General features: G+C 61.1%; 12 protein-coding genes and 1 pseudogene. 9 read left to right on the top strand and 4 right to left on the bottom strand.

Annotation, left to right across the window (positions count from 1 at the left end):
* Positions 1-316 (bottom strand): annotated as a pseudogene (locus GEU01_RS16060) (transposase); the annotation flags it as partial.
* 330 nt (positions 317-646) lie between these two features.
* On the opposite strand from GEU01_RS16060, the gene GEU01_RS16055 reads away from it, so the two are divergent.
* The 6 genes from GEU01_RS16055 to GEU01_RS16030 are packed head-to-tail and all read left to right on the top strand — an operon-like array spanning position 647 to position 8,654.
* Positions 647-1,150 carry a hypothetical protein gene (locus GEU01_RS16055; RefSeq protein WP_232272582.1) on the top strand — a complete coding sequence of 168 codons (504 nt, stop codon included), beginning with the start codon at positions 647-649 and terminating at the stop codon, positions 1,148-1,150.
* Between the two features lie 11 nt (positions 1,151-1,161).
* Positions 1,162-2,415, top strand: coding sequence for a TolC family protein (locus GEU01_RS16050; protein WP_019086886.1), 1,254 nt, complete (start codon positions 1,162-1,164; stop codon positions 2,413-2,415).
* Positions 2,412-3,563, top strand: coding sequence for an efflux RND transporter periplasmic adaptor subunit (locus tag GEU01_RS16045; protein WP_019086885.1), 1,152 nt, complete (start codon positions 2,412-2,414; stop codon positions 3,561-3,563). Before GEU01_RS16050 ends, GEU01_RS16045 begins: the two co-directional genes overlap by 4 nt.
* Positions 3,563-6,637 (top strand): efflux RND transporter permease subunit, encoded by a 3,075-nt coding sequence (locus GEU01_RS16040; protein WP_019086884.1) that lies wholly within the window; start codon positions 3,563-3,565, stop codon positions 6,635-6,637. The genes GEU01_RS16045 and GEU01_RS16040 overlap by 1 nt, the downstream gene beginning before the upstream one ends.
* Positions 6,637-7,308 carry a response regulator transcription factor gene (locus GEU01_RS16035; RefSeq protein ID WP_019086883.1) on the top strand — a complete coding sequence of 224 codons (672 nt, stop codon included), beginning with the start codon at positions 6,637-6,639 and terminating at the stop codon, positions 7,306-7,308. The genes GEU01_RS16040 and GEU01_RS16035 overlap by 1 nt, the downstream gene beginning before the upstream one ends.
* Entirely contained in the window at positions 7,305-8,654 is a 1,350-nt protein-coding gene (locus GEU01_RS16030) for a sensor histidine kinase (protein WP_019086882.1), read from the top strand. Before GEU01_RS16035 ends, GEU01_RS16030 begins: the two co-directional genes overlap by 4 nt.
* Positions 8,655-8,865: 211 nt before the next feature.
* Here the strand turns inward: GEU01_RS16030 and GEU01_RS16025 are convergent, their stop codons facing one another.
* Genes GEU01_RS16025 through GEU01_RS16015 form a run of 3 tightly spaced genes read right to left on the bottom strand, consistent with a single transcriptional unit; the run spans position 8,866 to position 12,624 of the window.
* Positions 8,866-11,100 (bottom strand): xanthine dehydrogenase family protein molybdopterin-binding subunit, encoded by a 2,235-nt coding sequence (locus GEU01_RS16025; protein WP_019086881.1) that lies wholly within the window; start codon positions 11,098-11,100, stop codon positions 8,866-8,868.
* 13 nt (positions 11,101-11,113) lie between these two features.
* Positions 11,114-12,121: an FAD binding domain-containing protein gene (locus tag GEU01_RS16020; RefSeq protein ID WP_019086880.1), complete on the bottom strand. Its 1,008-nt coding sequence runs from the start codon at positions 12,119-12,121 to the stop codon at positions 11,114-11,116.
* A complete protein-coding gene (locus tag GEU01_RS16015; protein WP_019086879.1) occupies positions 12,118-12,624 on the bottom strand; it encodes a (2Fe-2S)-binding protein in 507 nt (168 codons plus the stop codon). The genes GEU01_RS16020 and GEU01_RS16015 overlap by 4 nt, the downstream gene beginning before the upstream one ends.
* Before the next feature lie 571 nt (positions 12,625-13,195).
* Between GEU01_RS16015 and GEU01_RS24625 the strand changes: the two genes are divergently transcribed.
* From GEU01_RS24625 to GEU01_RS15995, 3 genes are all read left to right on the top strand, one after another.
* Positions 13,196-13,474: a hypothetical protein gene (locus tag GEU01_RS24625; protein WP_010511323.1), complete on the top strand. Its 279-nt coding sequence runs from the start codon at positions 13,196-13,198 to the stop codon at positions 13,472-13,474.
* 128 nt (positions 13,475-13,602) lie between these two features.
* Entirely contained in the window at positions 13,603-14,037 is a 435-nt protein-coding gene (locus GEU01_RS16000; protein WP_019086876.1) for a YciE/YciF ferroxidase family protein, read from the top strand.
* Between the two features lie 14 nt (positions 14,038-14,051).
* Positions 14,052-14,312, top strand: a 261-nt coding sequence (locus GEU01_RS15995) for a helix-turn-helix domain-containing protein (RefSeq protein WP_026018662.1), incomplete at its 3' end; no start/stop codon positions are given.

Genomic DNA, 14,312 nt, shown 5'->3' with positions numbered 1-14,312 from the left:
TCAATCATCTGCCGCCTCTGATCACGCCCAACCGAGCAGAGGCATCGCGTAAAAAATCCCGTTCCACGAGAAGCTCGCCTATCTTCGCGTGCAGTTTCTCCACATCAGCAGGGCTGACCGGGGGCTCAGCCACCGTCTTCCCGGAAAAGGTCGCCGCCATCCCCTCGATCGCCTGCCGTTTCCACTGTGCGATCATCGTCTGATGCACCCCATGTTTCGAAGCCAGTTCCGCCAGCGTCAGTTCCCCACGGATCGCCTCCAGGGCAACCCGTGATTTGAACTCCGCCGCATACCGTTTCCGCGTAACCTTGCCCATAAAACCCGTCCTCGTTCAGGCCAGATGATAGCTTATCGCCCTGTCCGAAAAATGGGGACCACCTCTTCACGCGAGTATAAGCCATGCTTTTGGAAAAATAAGACCGCAGATGGGCCTTCTGCCCGTTCGGCAGCTAATGCATGCACTCTCATAATAAAAATTTAGTAATAATAAATTTAATTAATAAATACCTGCTGGTTCAGCATGTCTCTATATCGAAATGATAATCATTTTCATAATATAAATTCTTTTTCGTAGATTGGGTGTTCAGGTTCGCGTCAGGTTTCTCTGTTATCGTTAGAAAGTCATCATCGTGATGGCAGGAATTTTATGTATAACGGAGAACAGACGCTTATTATGCAAAGGATATTGCGGGATAGTCTGTATACAGCCTGTATTTTCTGCCTGATGGTATCGACCGCCTGGGCAGATGTTGGAACAGAGGGCATATGCATGACGATCCGCCAGGGTATCCGTCTGCATGTGGATGGCATGTATGGGGGCTATCCCCATTCCGTACTGCGTGATGCGGTGCTGCAGGGCGTGGCGTGTCCGTCTGATGATGCTGAACTGCACGCATTCGGTCTGATTGCCGACCCCTCACCGCATTTACGTATTTCTGTTACGCGGCCTATTGGGCAGGGGCAGCAGGGGGCGATTTCCGCCAGGCTGTTCTTCAAAGGGCATTTTATCATTGGGGAACGCATGTCCCTTTCGCCCCTGGCGCGTTCCCAGTCCCCCTTTTCGGTCACGTCTGACATCAATCTCATGATGGCGCGGCTGTGGAGTGATCTGGCCGAACGGATCAGCCACGGTGGTCCCGTCATTCCATGATGGCCTGAAGCATGAACCACACCATGCGCCCGCTCCTGTTCATAGCCACGGCCTGCGCCGTGGCGTGGGTAGCGTCCGCGCGGGCTCAGGTGCCCCAATCCGGCCCATCCTTTCATGAAGCGGTCGGAATGGCATGGGCCATTGATCCTGTCCGCATTGAACTGCAGGTCGGTCATCATTCCGCCCGCGCCCGCGTCAGCGCGGCAGGATCATGGTTTGCCGGTGGCCCGACCCTGTCTGGTGAATACATGGATGACCATATGATAGGCAGTAATGAGGGCTACACAACGTATCAGGGCGGGGTGTCGGTGCCGCTGTGGCTGCCGGGGCAGGGAAGTGCCACGAAACAGGTAGCAAGCGCGGAAGCCGCGTCCATTGACGAGCAGCTCAATGTCGAACACATGGCTTTGTCCATCCGGGTGCTTGATGCCGCTGCTGCGGCCCTGATCGCGCGTACCCGGGTGGACGTGGCCCATGCCTCATACGATGCGGCGGCGCGCATGGCCATCAGCGCCACGCATGCGGTGCATGGCGGCGAACTGGCCTCGGCAGATGGGCAGTTGGCGCAGGCCGCGATGGAAAATGCCCGCAATGAACTGGCTCTGGCACAGGAAGAAGCCGAGAACGCTGCTGCGGCGTTGGAAGTGCTGCTGGGGCGCCCGGTTGTGCCCGACCTGACCCGTTATGGCGGCAGCGACGTGACACAGGCGCGTTTTGTCAGCCCGCGTGACATGGAAGACAATGACCCCCGCATCAAGGTGGCGCACCGCAATGTTGAAGCCGCCGAGGCCAACATGAAGCTGGCGCGCCATTCCTTCATGCCCAACCCGGAAATCGGTGTGGATGCTATCCATGAAAAGCAGTACGGCAGCCCGTGGGATGACCGCGTGGGACTGAATTTCAGTATTCCCCTGCCCAGCGAAGTCCGCAATACCCCCATCATGTCCGAAGCGCGCAACCGGCTGGCCACGGCCACCAGCCAGGAAACACAGGCCCGGCGCATGGTGCATCTGGAAATGATGCGCGTGCGGGAACGCCTGATTGCCGCCACTACGGTGCGACAGGCCACCCGTACCGCCGCCGACAGCATGGAGCGGCGTGCAGCGGCACAGGAACATGCATGGCGCGTGGGCGAGGTTGGTCTGGACACGGTAATTGCCGCCCGGCAGGCGGCAGGGGGCACCCGGTTGGCCAGCGCGCGGGCCGACGTGGAATGGCATGTCGCCAGCATCCGCATGCTGATCGCGACAGGCATCGTACCATGAAGCATATTGCCCTTGCGCTGCTGCTTCTGGGATATGCCTGCCTTCAGGCCCGGGCGGAAGAAGGAACGCTGCCTCCTGTCGTGAAGCTGGATGCGGCGGCTGTTGCCAATGAAGGCGTGAGCGTCGCCACGGCCATGCCCGGCACGGTTACGCCCGTACTGCCGGTCATAAGCCGGGTCATGCCTGATACGACGCGGGTCGTTCATATCCACCCGGCAGGTAGCGGCAAGGTGCTGGCGGTTCTTGTCCAGCCGGGCACGTCCGTGCGGCGGGGGCAGGCGCTTGTGCGTTATCAGGATCATTCCCTGCACGTTGCACGCCTGCAGGCGGTCCAGATGCGTGCGGCGCTCACGGCTGCCATTGCAGCCCGGACCGATGCGGCAGGTGCGGTGCAGCGGGCAAGGGCCCTGGCGGGCGAAAGCATATCCATGGCCGAACTGCACCGCAGGCAGGATGCGCTGGCGCAGGCAGACGCCACCCTGCGCGCGCGACAGGCGGATATGGACACGCTGGGCCATCGCTTTGCGGAGGAGTTCAATTCATCATCGGAACAGGACAGCCAGGGTGCGGAAGATGAGACTTCGACCCTGATTTCCCCCGTCGATGGCATGGTGCAGGCGATCAATACGTCGGTGGCGGGCGACATGGACCCGACCATGGATGTGGCGACCGTGGCCGACCTGTCCAGCGTATGGCTCGTCTCCGACATTCCGCCCGATCAGGCGGCGCAGGTCGCACCGGGCGGGCAGCAGGTGACTCAGGCGGCAAATGGCCCGTTCATTTCCCGCATTGATACGGTGGACGGCATGGCCAGCCCCCTGACCGGGCTGGTCCGGGTCACAAGCAGCGTTGCCAACCCGACGGGCCTGTTTGTGCCCGGCATGGTGCTGGACGCAACACTGGCGCAGCGTGGCAGCGTGGCGGGCATTGTCGTACCGTCCGAAGCCATCCAGGAGATTGACGGGCATAGCGTCGTGTTCATGCGGGTGGATCAGACCGATTATCGGCCCGTCGTTGTTGATGTGGCGCTGGATGAAGGGGGGCGGGCGGTGCTGCGTTCCGGTCTGAAGGGGGGGGAGGCAGTTGTCGGCCATGGTAGCTTTGCTCTGCGTTCCATCATTGGTCTGGCCGGAATGGATGCCGACTGATGGCGCGCGCCTACCTTGCCACGCTGATCCGCGCGCGCATGCTGGTGCTGGGCGGGCTTGGCCTGCTGCTGGCGGCTGGCATCATGGCGGTGCTGGGCCTGCCGGTGGAGGCAGTGCCGGATATCTCGCCCCGGCAGGTGCTCGTTTCGGTCGTTGCCCCCGGCCTTGCGACGGAGGAGGTGGAAAAGCTCATCACCTTTCCCGTCGAGGCCAGCATGACCGGCATTCCCGGTATGACCGACCTGCGTTCCGTCTCCCGTGGCGGGGTGTCGGTGGTATATGTGCAGTTTGCCGATGACACCGACATCAACCTGGACCGCACCCGCGTGAACGAGCGCATGCAGCAGGCGCGCGCAACCATATCCGTGCCCGGAATCACCATCAGCATGGGACCGCTGGCCACCGGCATGGGCGAGATCATGCAGTTCCAGATCACCGGGACAGGGCGCTCGCTCATGGATCTCAACCGCATCATGAACTGGACCGTGGTACCGCAGATGCGCCTCGTGCCCGGCGTGGTGGATGTCAACGTCAATGGCGGGGCGGAGGAAACCTATGAGGTGACACTGGACCCGGCACGCCTGATAGGCAGCAACCTTTCGGTGGGCGAGGTCTATCGCGCGGTGGACGCAGGCAACGCGGCATCCGGCGGTGGCTGGATCACCCACCATGCCGAACAGCAGAGCGTGGTCGGACGCGGGCTGGTGGGCAGCCTTGCGGATTTTGGCAATATTGCCGTGCGGACCAATACGGACGGTTCGATCGTGCGGCTGCGCGACCTTGGACGTATCACCACGGGGGCACGCACCCGGCTGGGGGCGGTCACGCGCGACGGGCAGGGCGAAATCGTGATCGGCGTGGTGATGATGGAAAGCGGAGCCAGTTCCAACGCCACGCTGGCGGCCATCAACCGTGCCCTGCCTGGCATCAGGCAGGCATTGCCCGCGGGTGTGACGCTGAAACCCTATTACACCCGCGCCACCCTGACCGGACAGACCATCGCCACCGTGCGCGACAACCTTCTGATGGGGGCGGTGCTGGTGGTGGGCGTGCTGGTGGTGGTGATCGGTAGCTGGCAGGCGGCGCTGGTGATCGCATCGGTCATTCCGGTGGCCCTGATCTGCGCCATGGCGGGGATGCGGCAGTTCGGCATTTCGGCCAACCTGCTCAGCCTGGGGGCCATTGATTTCGGCATGATTGTCGATGGCTCGCTGGTGGTGATCGAGCATGTCCTGTCGCGGCGGGAAGAAGAACCGGAAGCCGAATTCATCCCGCTGGTCATCTCGTCCGTGCTGCAGGTCATGCGCCCGGTGGGGTTCGCCATACTGGTCATCGTCATGGTCTACCTGCCCATCCTGACCCTGCAGGGGATCGAGGGGCACATGTTCCGCCCCATGGCGCAGACGGTCATCATGGCGCTGCTGGCGTCGCTTGCTTACTGCTTCATCTGCGTGCCGGTTCTGGCGGCCCTGGCGCTGGGGGGCGTGCGGCCTGCGGGTGATACGCGGCTGATCGCCTTCATGCGCCGCCCCTATGCCCATATGGCGACATGGGGGGAAAACCATCCACGCGTCCTGTTTGGCAGCACGCTGGCGGTGCTGGCCGTATCGGCGGTCCTTGCCACACGGCTGGGTGGCGAGTTCATTCCCCAGCTTGACGAGGGTGCGCTGGCGGTCACCACCACGCGGCTGCCCTCGGCCTCGCTTGACACCGTTCTGGCCTCGGTCACGAAGCAGGAGCAGATCCTGCGCCGCTTCCCCGAAGTGCGCTCCGTGGTCAGCAATACCGGCACATCCGCCATTCCGACCGATCCGATGGGCGTGAACGAGACCGACAGCTTCATTTTCCTCAACCCGTCCTCCACATGGAAAACCGCCCGCACGCAGGCGGGGCTTGTGGCCGCGATGGACGACACGCTGCGGCGCGAACTGCCCGACGCGCTGTATTCATGGAGCCAGCCGGTGCAGATGCGCATGGATGACCTGCTCTCTGGCGTGCGCACGCAGATTGCCGTCTCGATCTTTGGCGATGACCTGGCCACACTGGCCGAACTGGGCGATAGGGTCGTGGCCACCATGTCAGGCGTGAAGGGGGCGGCGGACGTGGCGGCAGCGGGCGATGGCACCGTACCGCTGATCGTGGCCGACATCGACCGCTCGCAGGCGGCAAGCCGCAACGTGGCGGTGCAGGACATTCTGGATACGGTGGAGGCGATTGGCGGGCATATCGGTGCCCGGCCAGTCATTGTGGATAACGCGATCATCGGCACGCAGGTGCGCCTTGACCCGCGCATTGCCGGTTCGACTGCCGCGATTGGCGCGCTGCAGGTCCGGCGGATGGACGGGCGGGGGAATGTCCTGCTGTCACAGGTGGCGCATGTGCATGAAGTCGATGGCCCACCGCGCATAAGCCGCGACCGGGTGCGCCGTCGCATGGTGGTGCAGGCCAACGTGCGCGGGCGGGATCTGGCCTCCTACGTGGCCGAAGCTCAGGCCCGCGTGGCGCGCGACGTGAAACTGCCTGCAGGCTATACCATGCAGTGGGACGGGCAGTTCCGTAACCTGCAATCGGCGTTGCTGCGGCTGGAAATCGTGCTGCCCATTGCCCTTGGCCTGATCTTTGTGCTGCTGGTGGTGGCGTTTGGCGCCGTGCGGCCCGCGCTGCTGGTGTTTGTCAACCTGCCGGTGGCGGCAACCGGCGGCATCGTGGCGTTGACCGTGCGGGGTATGCCGTTCAGCATTTCGGCGGGGATCGGCTTCATCGCGCTGTTTGGCGTAGCCATCCTGAACGGCGTGGTGCTGGTCAGTGAGATCGCAGCCTTGCGGGCACGGGGCGTGGCCGTGGCGCAGGCGGCCTTTGCGGCTGCGGAATCCCGCTTCCGTCCCGTCATGGCCACGGCCCTTGTCGCCAGTCTTGGCTTTTTTCCCATGGCGTTTTCCCAAAGCGCAGGCGCGGAGGTCGAGCGCCCGCTGGCCAGCGTGGTGATTGGTGGGCTGGTGACATCTACATTGCTCACACTCCTGGTGCTGCCATCGCTTTATGCCCGGGTCATGCGAGAGAAGGTTCAGGATTGATGCGTATCCTTATCGTGGAAGATGAACATGACCTTGGGGCGGCAGTGCAGGAACGCGTGCGGCTGGATGGGCATGCCGTGGACTGGTTCACGACGCTGGAGGATGCGCGCGCGGCCATGGCGGCGGTGGATTATGATTTCATGCTGCTCGATCTCGGGCTGCCGGACGGGAACGGGCGCAACCTGCTGCGTGACATCCGCCGGACGCCATCGAATATCGCCATCCTCATCACCACGGCGGAAGACCAGATCAGCGACCGCATCGCAGGCCTGTCCGACGGGGCGGATGATTACATCGTCAAACCCTATGACCTGAACGAACTCGTGGCCCGTATCGCTGCCGTGGCGCGGCGCTATGCGGCTCCCCGCAGGCGGGTTCATTACCGCATTGGCGAGATTACGATTGACCGGGAAGGCTGTTCGGTATCGCGTGATGGACGGGTGCTGGATCTGACCGCGCGTGAATGGGCCATCATGGAACTGCTGTCACGCCATCCCGGCCGGATCTATTCACGTCCGCAGATCGACACGGCCCTGTATGCACTGGACCAGGATGTGGATAGCAACACGGTTGAGGTTTTCATAAGCCGCCTGCGCAAGAAGGTGGGTAATAAGGTTATCAGGACGGTCCGCGGTCGTGGGTACTGTCTGGCCGATGGTGAGAGCGTATGAAGAACTGGAGCCTTGCCACCCGGATCGTCAGTGGTGTCCTGAGCGTCGTGACGCTCAGTCTGCTGGCCCTCAGCCTGGCCGTCGCGGGGTTCACCCGCTACGAAATAACGGAACGGCTGGACAATTCCCTGCAGGAAGTCTCCGAACGGCTGCAGGCCACCATCGCCACACAGTCCCGTGGGCCACGGGACACTGTTGCCTGGGTGCCCGATGTGGGGCCACGCACGCTTGCCTATCAGGTGGTCGATCAGTCCGGGCATGTCGTGTTGCGTTCACAGAATGCGCCGGTTCAGTCTTTTGTGCCAGATATCCATACCGGGTTTGTCGATACGCCCCGTTTCCGGGTCTATATCGCGGCGCCTACTGCCACGGCCTATCGTGTCCTGGTGGGGGAGCCCACGTTGCATCGTCGTGGGGCCACGTGGCGCGCAACGGCGATTGCCATCGTGCCGATACTGGTTTTTCTGCCTGTCATCTGGCTGCTGGTACGCCTGATCGTGCGGCGGGCCCTGCGCCCGCTGGACCGCCTGCATGATGAAATGCAATCCCGTGGCAGCGGCAACCTGCGGCCCATCCCGTCGCTTGACCTGCCGGTCGAACTCGTCTCCATCCAGCATGCCGTCAATACCCTTCTGGCCCGTCTGGAAACGGCGCTTTCCACGGAACGGGCCTTTGCCGCAAGCGCCGCGCATGAACTGCGTAACCCGCTTGGAGCCCTGCTGGCGCAGGTGCAGATGCTGGGCCGTATGGTTCCGGCGGGCACGGAGGCCAGCCGCAGAGTGGACATTATTGCCGACCGTACCCGCCGACTGGGACGGACGGTGGAAAAACTGCTGCAGTTTTCCCGTGCATCCTCAGGCGTTGCCTTCCGGCGCAACCGCTTTGACCTGCTGACCGTGCTGCGTGTCCTTGCTGATGACCTTGGTCATAACCTGAATGACGGCCGTGGCATCATCCTGAACGCAAACGGGATCAGCCACATATTCGTGCATGGTGACATGGATGCGACCGGCATCATGCTACGCAACCTGCTTGAAAACGCGTTGCTGCATGGGATGGGCAACATGCCGGTGAATGTGACCGTCCTGCCGGATGGCGGCATTGATATCATCAATGATTGCCCGGCTCTGGCGCCTGAGATGCTGGCGCGGCTGACCAGCCCGTTCGTACGCGGCGGGACAGGCACGCGCGGAAGCGGCCTCGGTCTGGCCATCGCCAGCAATATCGCCAGGCAGATGGACGCGACCGTGTGCCTGCGTTCCCCCCTTTCGGAATCAGGCAGGGGGTTTGGCGTCCGCATTGCTTTTCCTGACCCTGACGTGATGCAATCACCTGGTGAAGCCTGAGACCGCGCGTCCAGTTTCGCTTCTCTTGTCAAATACGGTATCAGGTGACGAAAACGCCGATAACTCCGGTGGTGTGTCATCGGCGCGCCGTGGGGGAATGAAGCGCGCGGAAACGGTATTTGCCGCATGCCATTTTACAATGGAGACACCATCGGCAAGGATGTTTGTCATCCACGGCGCATGCCAGTGTCTCCGGTATCGCTCCGCAGGCTCACGCGCCAAGGGTGATCGGCAGGTTGCGTTCCCGCCTGCCGGTCGCATGGAAAATGGCATTGGCGATGGCGGCGGCCGTCCCGCACATGCCGATTTCCCCCACGCCCTTGACGCCCAGCGGGCTGACCTCATCATCATGCTCATTCACGAACAGCACGTCCATGTCTGGAATGTCGGCATGGGCCGGAATGTGGTACTCGGCAAAATTGTGGTTCATGAACTGGCCGACGCGCTCATCCATCAGGGAGTCCTCATGCAGTGCCATGCCGGTCGCCATCACCATGGCGCCGCGTATCTGGCTTGCGGCGGTTTTCGGGTTCATGATCCGCCCGGCGGCAACGGCATTGACCAGACGCGTCACGCGCACGGTGCCCAGTTCAGGGTCCACGCGTACCTCGCAGAAAACCGCGCTGTGCGTGAAACGGGCCTTGCGCATCTGGCTGATTTTTCCCCTTAGTCCCGGTTTCGCGGTCTCCTCGGCTTCAAGAACATCCTGCCCGGTCAGCGACAGGGCATCAGACAGGGACAGGCTGTCCTGCGCATTTTCGTTCATGCCATGCAATGCGCCGCCTTCCAGCTTCACGCTGTCCTGTCGTGCCCATGATGGCGCATTTTTGCATCTGGCCAGCGCCGCGAACAGTTTCGTGCGCAGGCTGTGGCACGCAAGCCAGACCGCCGCACCGGCAGAGGCAGCCGTCCATGACCCGCCTTCCGTCGGGCATTCGGGCAGGGCGGAATCCCCCAGTTCGATATCGATCCGGTCCAGCGGCATGCCGAACGCCTCCGCCGCGGTCTGCGCCAGTATGGTATAGGTCCCGGTGCCAATGTCGGAAGCCGCCGTGGCAATATGCAGCCGTCCATCCTGACCCAGCCGGGCACGGGCGGAAGTGGGGGAGAACATGGCATCCCATATGCCCGTCGCCATGCCCCAGCCGACCAGTTCCCTGCCATCACGCATGCTGCCGGGGATCATGGAACGGTCATGCCAGCCGAAATGCTGTGCGCCCTGGGCCATTGCGTCTCGCAGCGCCTTGCTGGTCAGGGGCATGTCATGCATGGCGTCAATATCGGAATAATTGTGCAGACGGAATGCCAGCGGGTCCATGCCGCAGGCATAGGCCATCTCATCAATGGCCATTTCCAGCAGGTTGACGCCGGTTGCCGCACCCGGTGCGCGCATGTCGCTGGACGTATAGGTGTCACGCGGTGCGACCTTGTAATCAGCCGTGGCGTTCGGGCATCTGTAATTGATCAGTCCCCAGATGACGATGTTTTCCATATTGTGCTCGAAGCGCGACGTATCGGTCACGCCTTTGACAATCATGGACTGCAGGGTGCCGTCCCGGCTGGCGCCAAGGGCGATGTCCATGACGGCTTCGGGGCGGAAGGCGTGAGTGAACATCTGCGGTCGTGTCAGGGTCACGCGCACCGCCCGTTTCAGCATTTTTGCGGCCAGCGTGGCAAGGAAGACATTGTACACCGCCCGCAGGCCCGAACCGAATGCGCCGCCTACATAGGGATTGCGCACACGCACCTGATCCTTTGACAGGGAAAGGGCGCTTGCCAGATAGGCCTGCACCGCCTGCGGGCCCTGTGTCTTGTCCCAGACCGTGAACGTGCCGTCATCTTCCACGATGACGGTCGTGGCGTGCATTTCCATCGGGTTGTGGTGTTCGGGCGCCAGATGATAGCGACCCTCGGTTTTTACCGCGCTCAGCGCATAGGCTGCGGCAGCGTCGCCGCGGGGTTTGGGCGGCACGTAATTGCTGCGTGTTTTCGATGGCATGTATTTCTGGTGCAGGGCAACTTCGAAATTCGCATTGTGCGGCCATCGTTCATAATCGACCCTGACCAGCATGGCCGCTTCACGCGCAGCCTCGAATGTTTCGGCAAAGACGACGGCGACGGGTTGCCCGTTGAAGTGGATTTCACCGTCATGCAGCGGCCTGTAGGGCGCACCAGGTACGCCCAGGCCGTCCATGTACGATTTTTCGAACAATGCGGCATGGGGACGGTTGAGGTGGGTCATGATTTCGATCACGCCGGGAATCTGTCGCGCCTCGGCGTCGTGAATGGTTTCAATCCGTCCGCGTGCGATGGGGCTGTTGACAACGACGCCATACAGCATGCCCGGTGGGTGAGGCTCTGCGGCGTATTTCGCCTGACCGGTGACTTTCGCAACACCATCGATCCGCGAGACAGGCTGCCCGATATGCGTGGATATGACGTTCATGGCTACGTATCCTTCAGCGAATGGCCTTGTCGGTCTGGGATTGCGGCGTGCCGACTGCGGCCTGCCACAGCGCGCGTTCAATCACGCGCGGGGCCAGCCTGATCTTGGCGGCGTTGTCACGGTCCGCCACGGCCCCATGCAGAAGCCGTTCGGCAACATCGCGAAACAGCGAATGCGAGGGTGGCTGACCGTTCAGCAGTGCTTCGGCTTCCGGCACGCACCACGGTTTTGTTCCCACGCCACCCAGCGCGATGCTGCCGCGCCTGATCCGGCCATCTTCCATCTGCAGCCCCACGGCTACCGAGACGATTGCAAACGCAAAGGACTGCCGGTCACGGATCTTGAGATAGGTATGATGCGGCCCGAACGGTGCGGGAGGCAGGTCGATGGCGGTCACGATTTCACCCGGTTGCAGGACATTGTCGCGCCATGGCGTATCACCGGGCAGGCGATGGTAGTCACGCACGCTGACCGTGCGTTCACCCTGCGGACCATGCAGGTTGACCGTGGCGTTGAGTGCTGCGAGGGCTATGCACATGTCGGACGGGAAGGTGGCGATACAGGCGTCACTGGTGCCCAGAACGGCCATGATCCGGTTGCGCCCGCCGCGTGCGGCGCATCCCGTGCCGGGCGAACGCTTGTTGCATGCCATGGCGGGATCATAAAAGTAGTGGCAGCGCGTCCTCTGGTTCAGGTTGCCGCCATTGGTGGCCATATTGCGGATCTGCGGGCTGGCCCCCGCCAGAATGGCCGAGGCGAGCAGGGGATACCTGCCTGTTACAAGGGGATGGGCCGCCGTATCGGCATTGGTGACCAGCGCGCCAAGACGCAGGCCGCCATCGGGCCGGTCTGTTATATCGCGCATTGGCAGGGACTTGATATCGACCACATGGGCGGGCCGTTCGACATCCGATTTCATAAGGTCGATCAGGTTTGTCCCACCTGCAAGAAAGCGCACGGATTCCGCACCCTGACAGGCTTCATCGAGAGCGGAGGGCCGGGAATACGAAAAACTTCTCATGCCGCCTCTCCCGCATGATTGCCGCGCTGCTGGGCCACAATCCGTTCAATGGCGTCGATGATGCCGTTATAGGCGCCGCAGCGGCACAGGTTGCCGCTCATGAATTCGCGGATTTCCGCTCGGGAATGAATATGACCTTCTTCCAGCAGGGCGATGGCCGACATGATCTGCCCCGGCGTGCAGTAGCCGCACTGGAAGGCATCCGTGTCGATGAAGGCCTGCTGCATCGGGTGTAACCGGCCGTTCTGGCTGATTCCCTCAATGGTCATGACTGCGGCATCCGGGATCGAGACGGCAAGGATGAGACAGCTTTTGACCCGCTTTCCATCAACCAGAACGGTGCATGCGCCACATTGTCCGTGATCGCATCCTTTTTTTGTACCTATCAGGCCAAGCCGTTCCCGCAGCAGGTCGAGTAACGTGACGGACGGCGGCAGATCGGCAGCATAGCCCTGGCCATTGATCTGGAGGCGACACGGCACGGCGACAGACACATGGGTCATGGGAAATCGCTCCGGCGGATACCTGGATTTTTCTGGGTCAGTGCAGGGTTTAAGGGATCAGCACGCCGCCGGTTGCGCCTGCGGGTACGAAAATGGATGTATAAAATTTCGGGGATGACGTCTGGGTGTCAATTATCGCCATACAGAACAGCCCCATATGAATATGCATAAATTAAATATTGGAATTTTTCATAAAATCATTTTCGTGAATGATATTTCCCGTCTGCCTATGGAAACATATGACACAGACATGGGTATAGTCTTATGCCATGCAGGTAAATACAGGCATCGTATCCTCCCGGTATGCTCGCCGTATTCACGGCTGTATGTCAGATATCTCTTCCTGCATTGCAATGCCCTGACCTGCACCCAGGAGGGTATGGTAATAATTATGATTTAAAATCATTCAGAATGACTTCAAAATGAAATATTCCCAATATGTTTTCATATTTTTATTTTCAGGAATATAATATTTTTCTCAAAATTTTTGAAACTGTATTCAGGCCCGGCGGTTTGTCCTGGGGCGGTCGGATGAACGATCGTCCCCAATCAGAAATAAAGGAATGGAAAAATGGCAAATCAGGGCGGTAGCCATGAACAGCACGTCAAGGCCGGCGAACAGAGCCACAAGAACACCGGCACATCGCATGGCGAGAAAAACGAGGGTACCCACAGCACCGGCACCCGGGGCGGCACGCATGAACAGCATGTCAAGGCTGGCGAGCAGAGCCACAAGAACACAGGCACGTCGCATGCCGGAAAAGACGAGGGTACCCATAGTACCGGCACCCGGGGCGGCACGCATGAACAGCATGTCAAGGCTGGCCAGCAGAGCCATAAAAACACCTGACATCCTGTTGGATACCGGGGGCGTCAGCGATCTGCTGCCGTCCCCCGGAATCTGAATGCTCCGGTCAACGCATTGACGACCGTGCGCCGATCAGGCGAGCGGTATCTTTTCGAAAATGGAGAAAATCAATGGGCCTGTTTTCAAAACCGATCAAAACCCTTGATGACCTGTTCGTGCATACCCTTCAGGACATCTATTATGCCGAAAACCAGATCGTCAAGAATCTGCCCACCATGGCCGAAAAGGCCGCTGAACCGGAACTGAAAGCCGCGTTTCAGGATCATCTGACGGAAACACGGGAGCATGTACGCAGGCTCGAACAGGTCTTCCAGATGCATGGCCAGCCCGTTAAGGGGGTGACGTGCCAGGCGATGGACGGAATCCTTACCGAAGCAAAAGACATCATCAGCGATTGTGACGACCCTGCGATCCGTGACGCCGCCATGCTTTCGGCAGCCCAGGCGGTCGAGCATTATGAAATAATACCAACCATTGTTTGGCCTGACTCACGGGGTACCCATCGGTTTAAAAATGTGATTCATAGGATGCAGACCATTCTCTGAAGGAGGCATTCTGGATGGGCAGCCCTCTATCCCTGCGTGACGATCATGATAGTTCGGAGTTGCGACGCCTTGCGCGCAGAAGCCGGCATGCGGGTCAGTCGCGTCGCCTGTTGGCGCTTGCGGCGATTTATGATGGCGCCTCGCGCGGCGAGGCGGCCCTGCTTGCGGGGACAGACCGTCAGAGTATCCGTGACTGGGTGCTGCGTTTCAATGCGGATGGCCCGGATGGCCTTGTGGATCGTCATGGCGGGGGACAGAAAGCCCGCCTGACACAG

Origin of the sequence: Komagataeibacter europaeus LMG 18890, assembly GCF_000285295.1 — a bacterium.
GTDB lineage: Bacteria > Pseudomonadota > Alphaproteobacteria > Acetobacterales > Acetobacteraceae > Komagataeibacter > Komagataeibacter europaeus.
Note: the sequence above shows the minus strand (reverse complement) of the source record. Positions and strands in the feature narration are given on the sequence as shown.

Coding starts and splice junctions, on each gene's coding strand:
- GEU01_RS16025 (WP_019086881.1), bottom strand. CDS start 11,100: ATGAACGTCATATCCACGCATATCGGGCAGCCTGTCTCGCGGATCGAT.
- GEU01_RS16040 (WP_019086884.1), top strand. CDS start 3,563: ATGGCGCGCGCCTACCTTGCCACGCTGATCCGCGCGCGCATGCTGGTG.
- GEU01_RS16055 (WP_232272582.1), top strand. CDS start 647: ATGTATAACGGAGAACAGACGCTTATTATGCAAAGGATATTGCGGGAT.
- GEU01_RS16050 (WP_019086886.1), top strand. CDS start 1,162: ATGAACCACACCATGCGCCCGCTCCTGTTCATAGCCACGGCCTGCGCC.
- GEU01_RS24625 (WP_010511323.1), top strand. CDS start 13,196: ATGGCAAATCAGGGCGGTAGCCATGAACAGCACGTCAAGGCCGGCGAA.
- GEU01_RS16015 (WP_019086879.1), bottom strand. CDS start 12,624: ATGACCCATGTGTCTGTCGCCGTGCCGTGTCGCCTCCAGATCAATGGC.
- GEU01_RS16035 (WP_019086883.1), top strand. CDS start 6,637: ATGCGTATCCTTATCGTGGAAGATGAACATGACCTTGGGGCGGCAGTG.
- GEU01_RS16045 (WP_019086885.1), top strand. CDS start 2,412: ATGAAGCATATTGCCCTTGCGCTGCTGCTTCTGGGATATGCCTGCCTT.
- GEU01_RS16030 (WP_019086882.1), top strand. CDS start 7,305: ATGAAGAACTGGAGCCTTGCCACCCGGATCGTCAGTGGTGTCCTGAGC.
- GEU01_RS16000 (WP_019086876.1), top strand. CDS start 13,603: ATGGGCCTGTTTTCAAAACCGATCAAAACCCTTGATGACCTGTTCGTG.
- GEU01_RS16020 (WP_019086880.1), bottom strand. CDS start 12,121: ATGAGAAGTTTTTCGTATTCCCGGCCCTCCGCTCTCGATGAAGCCTGT.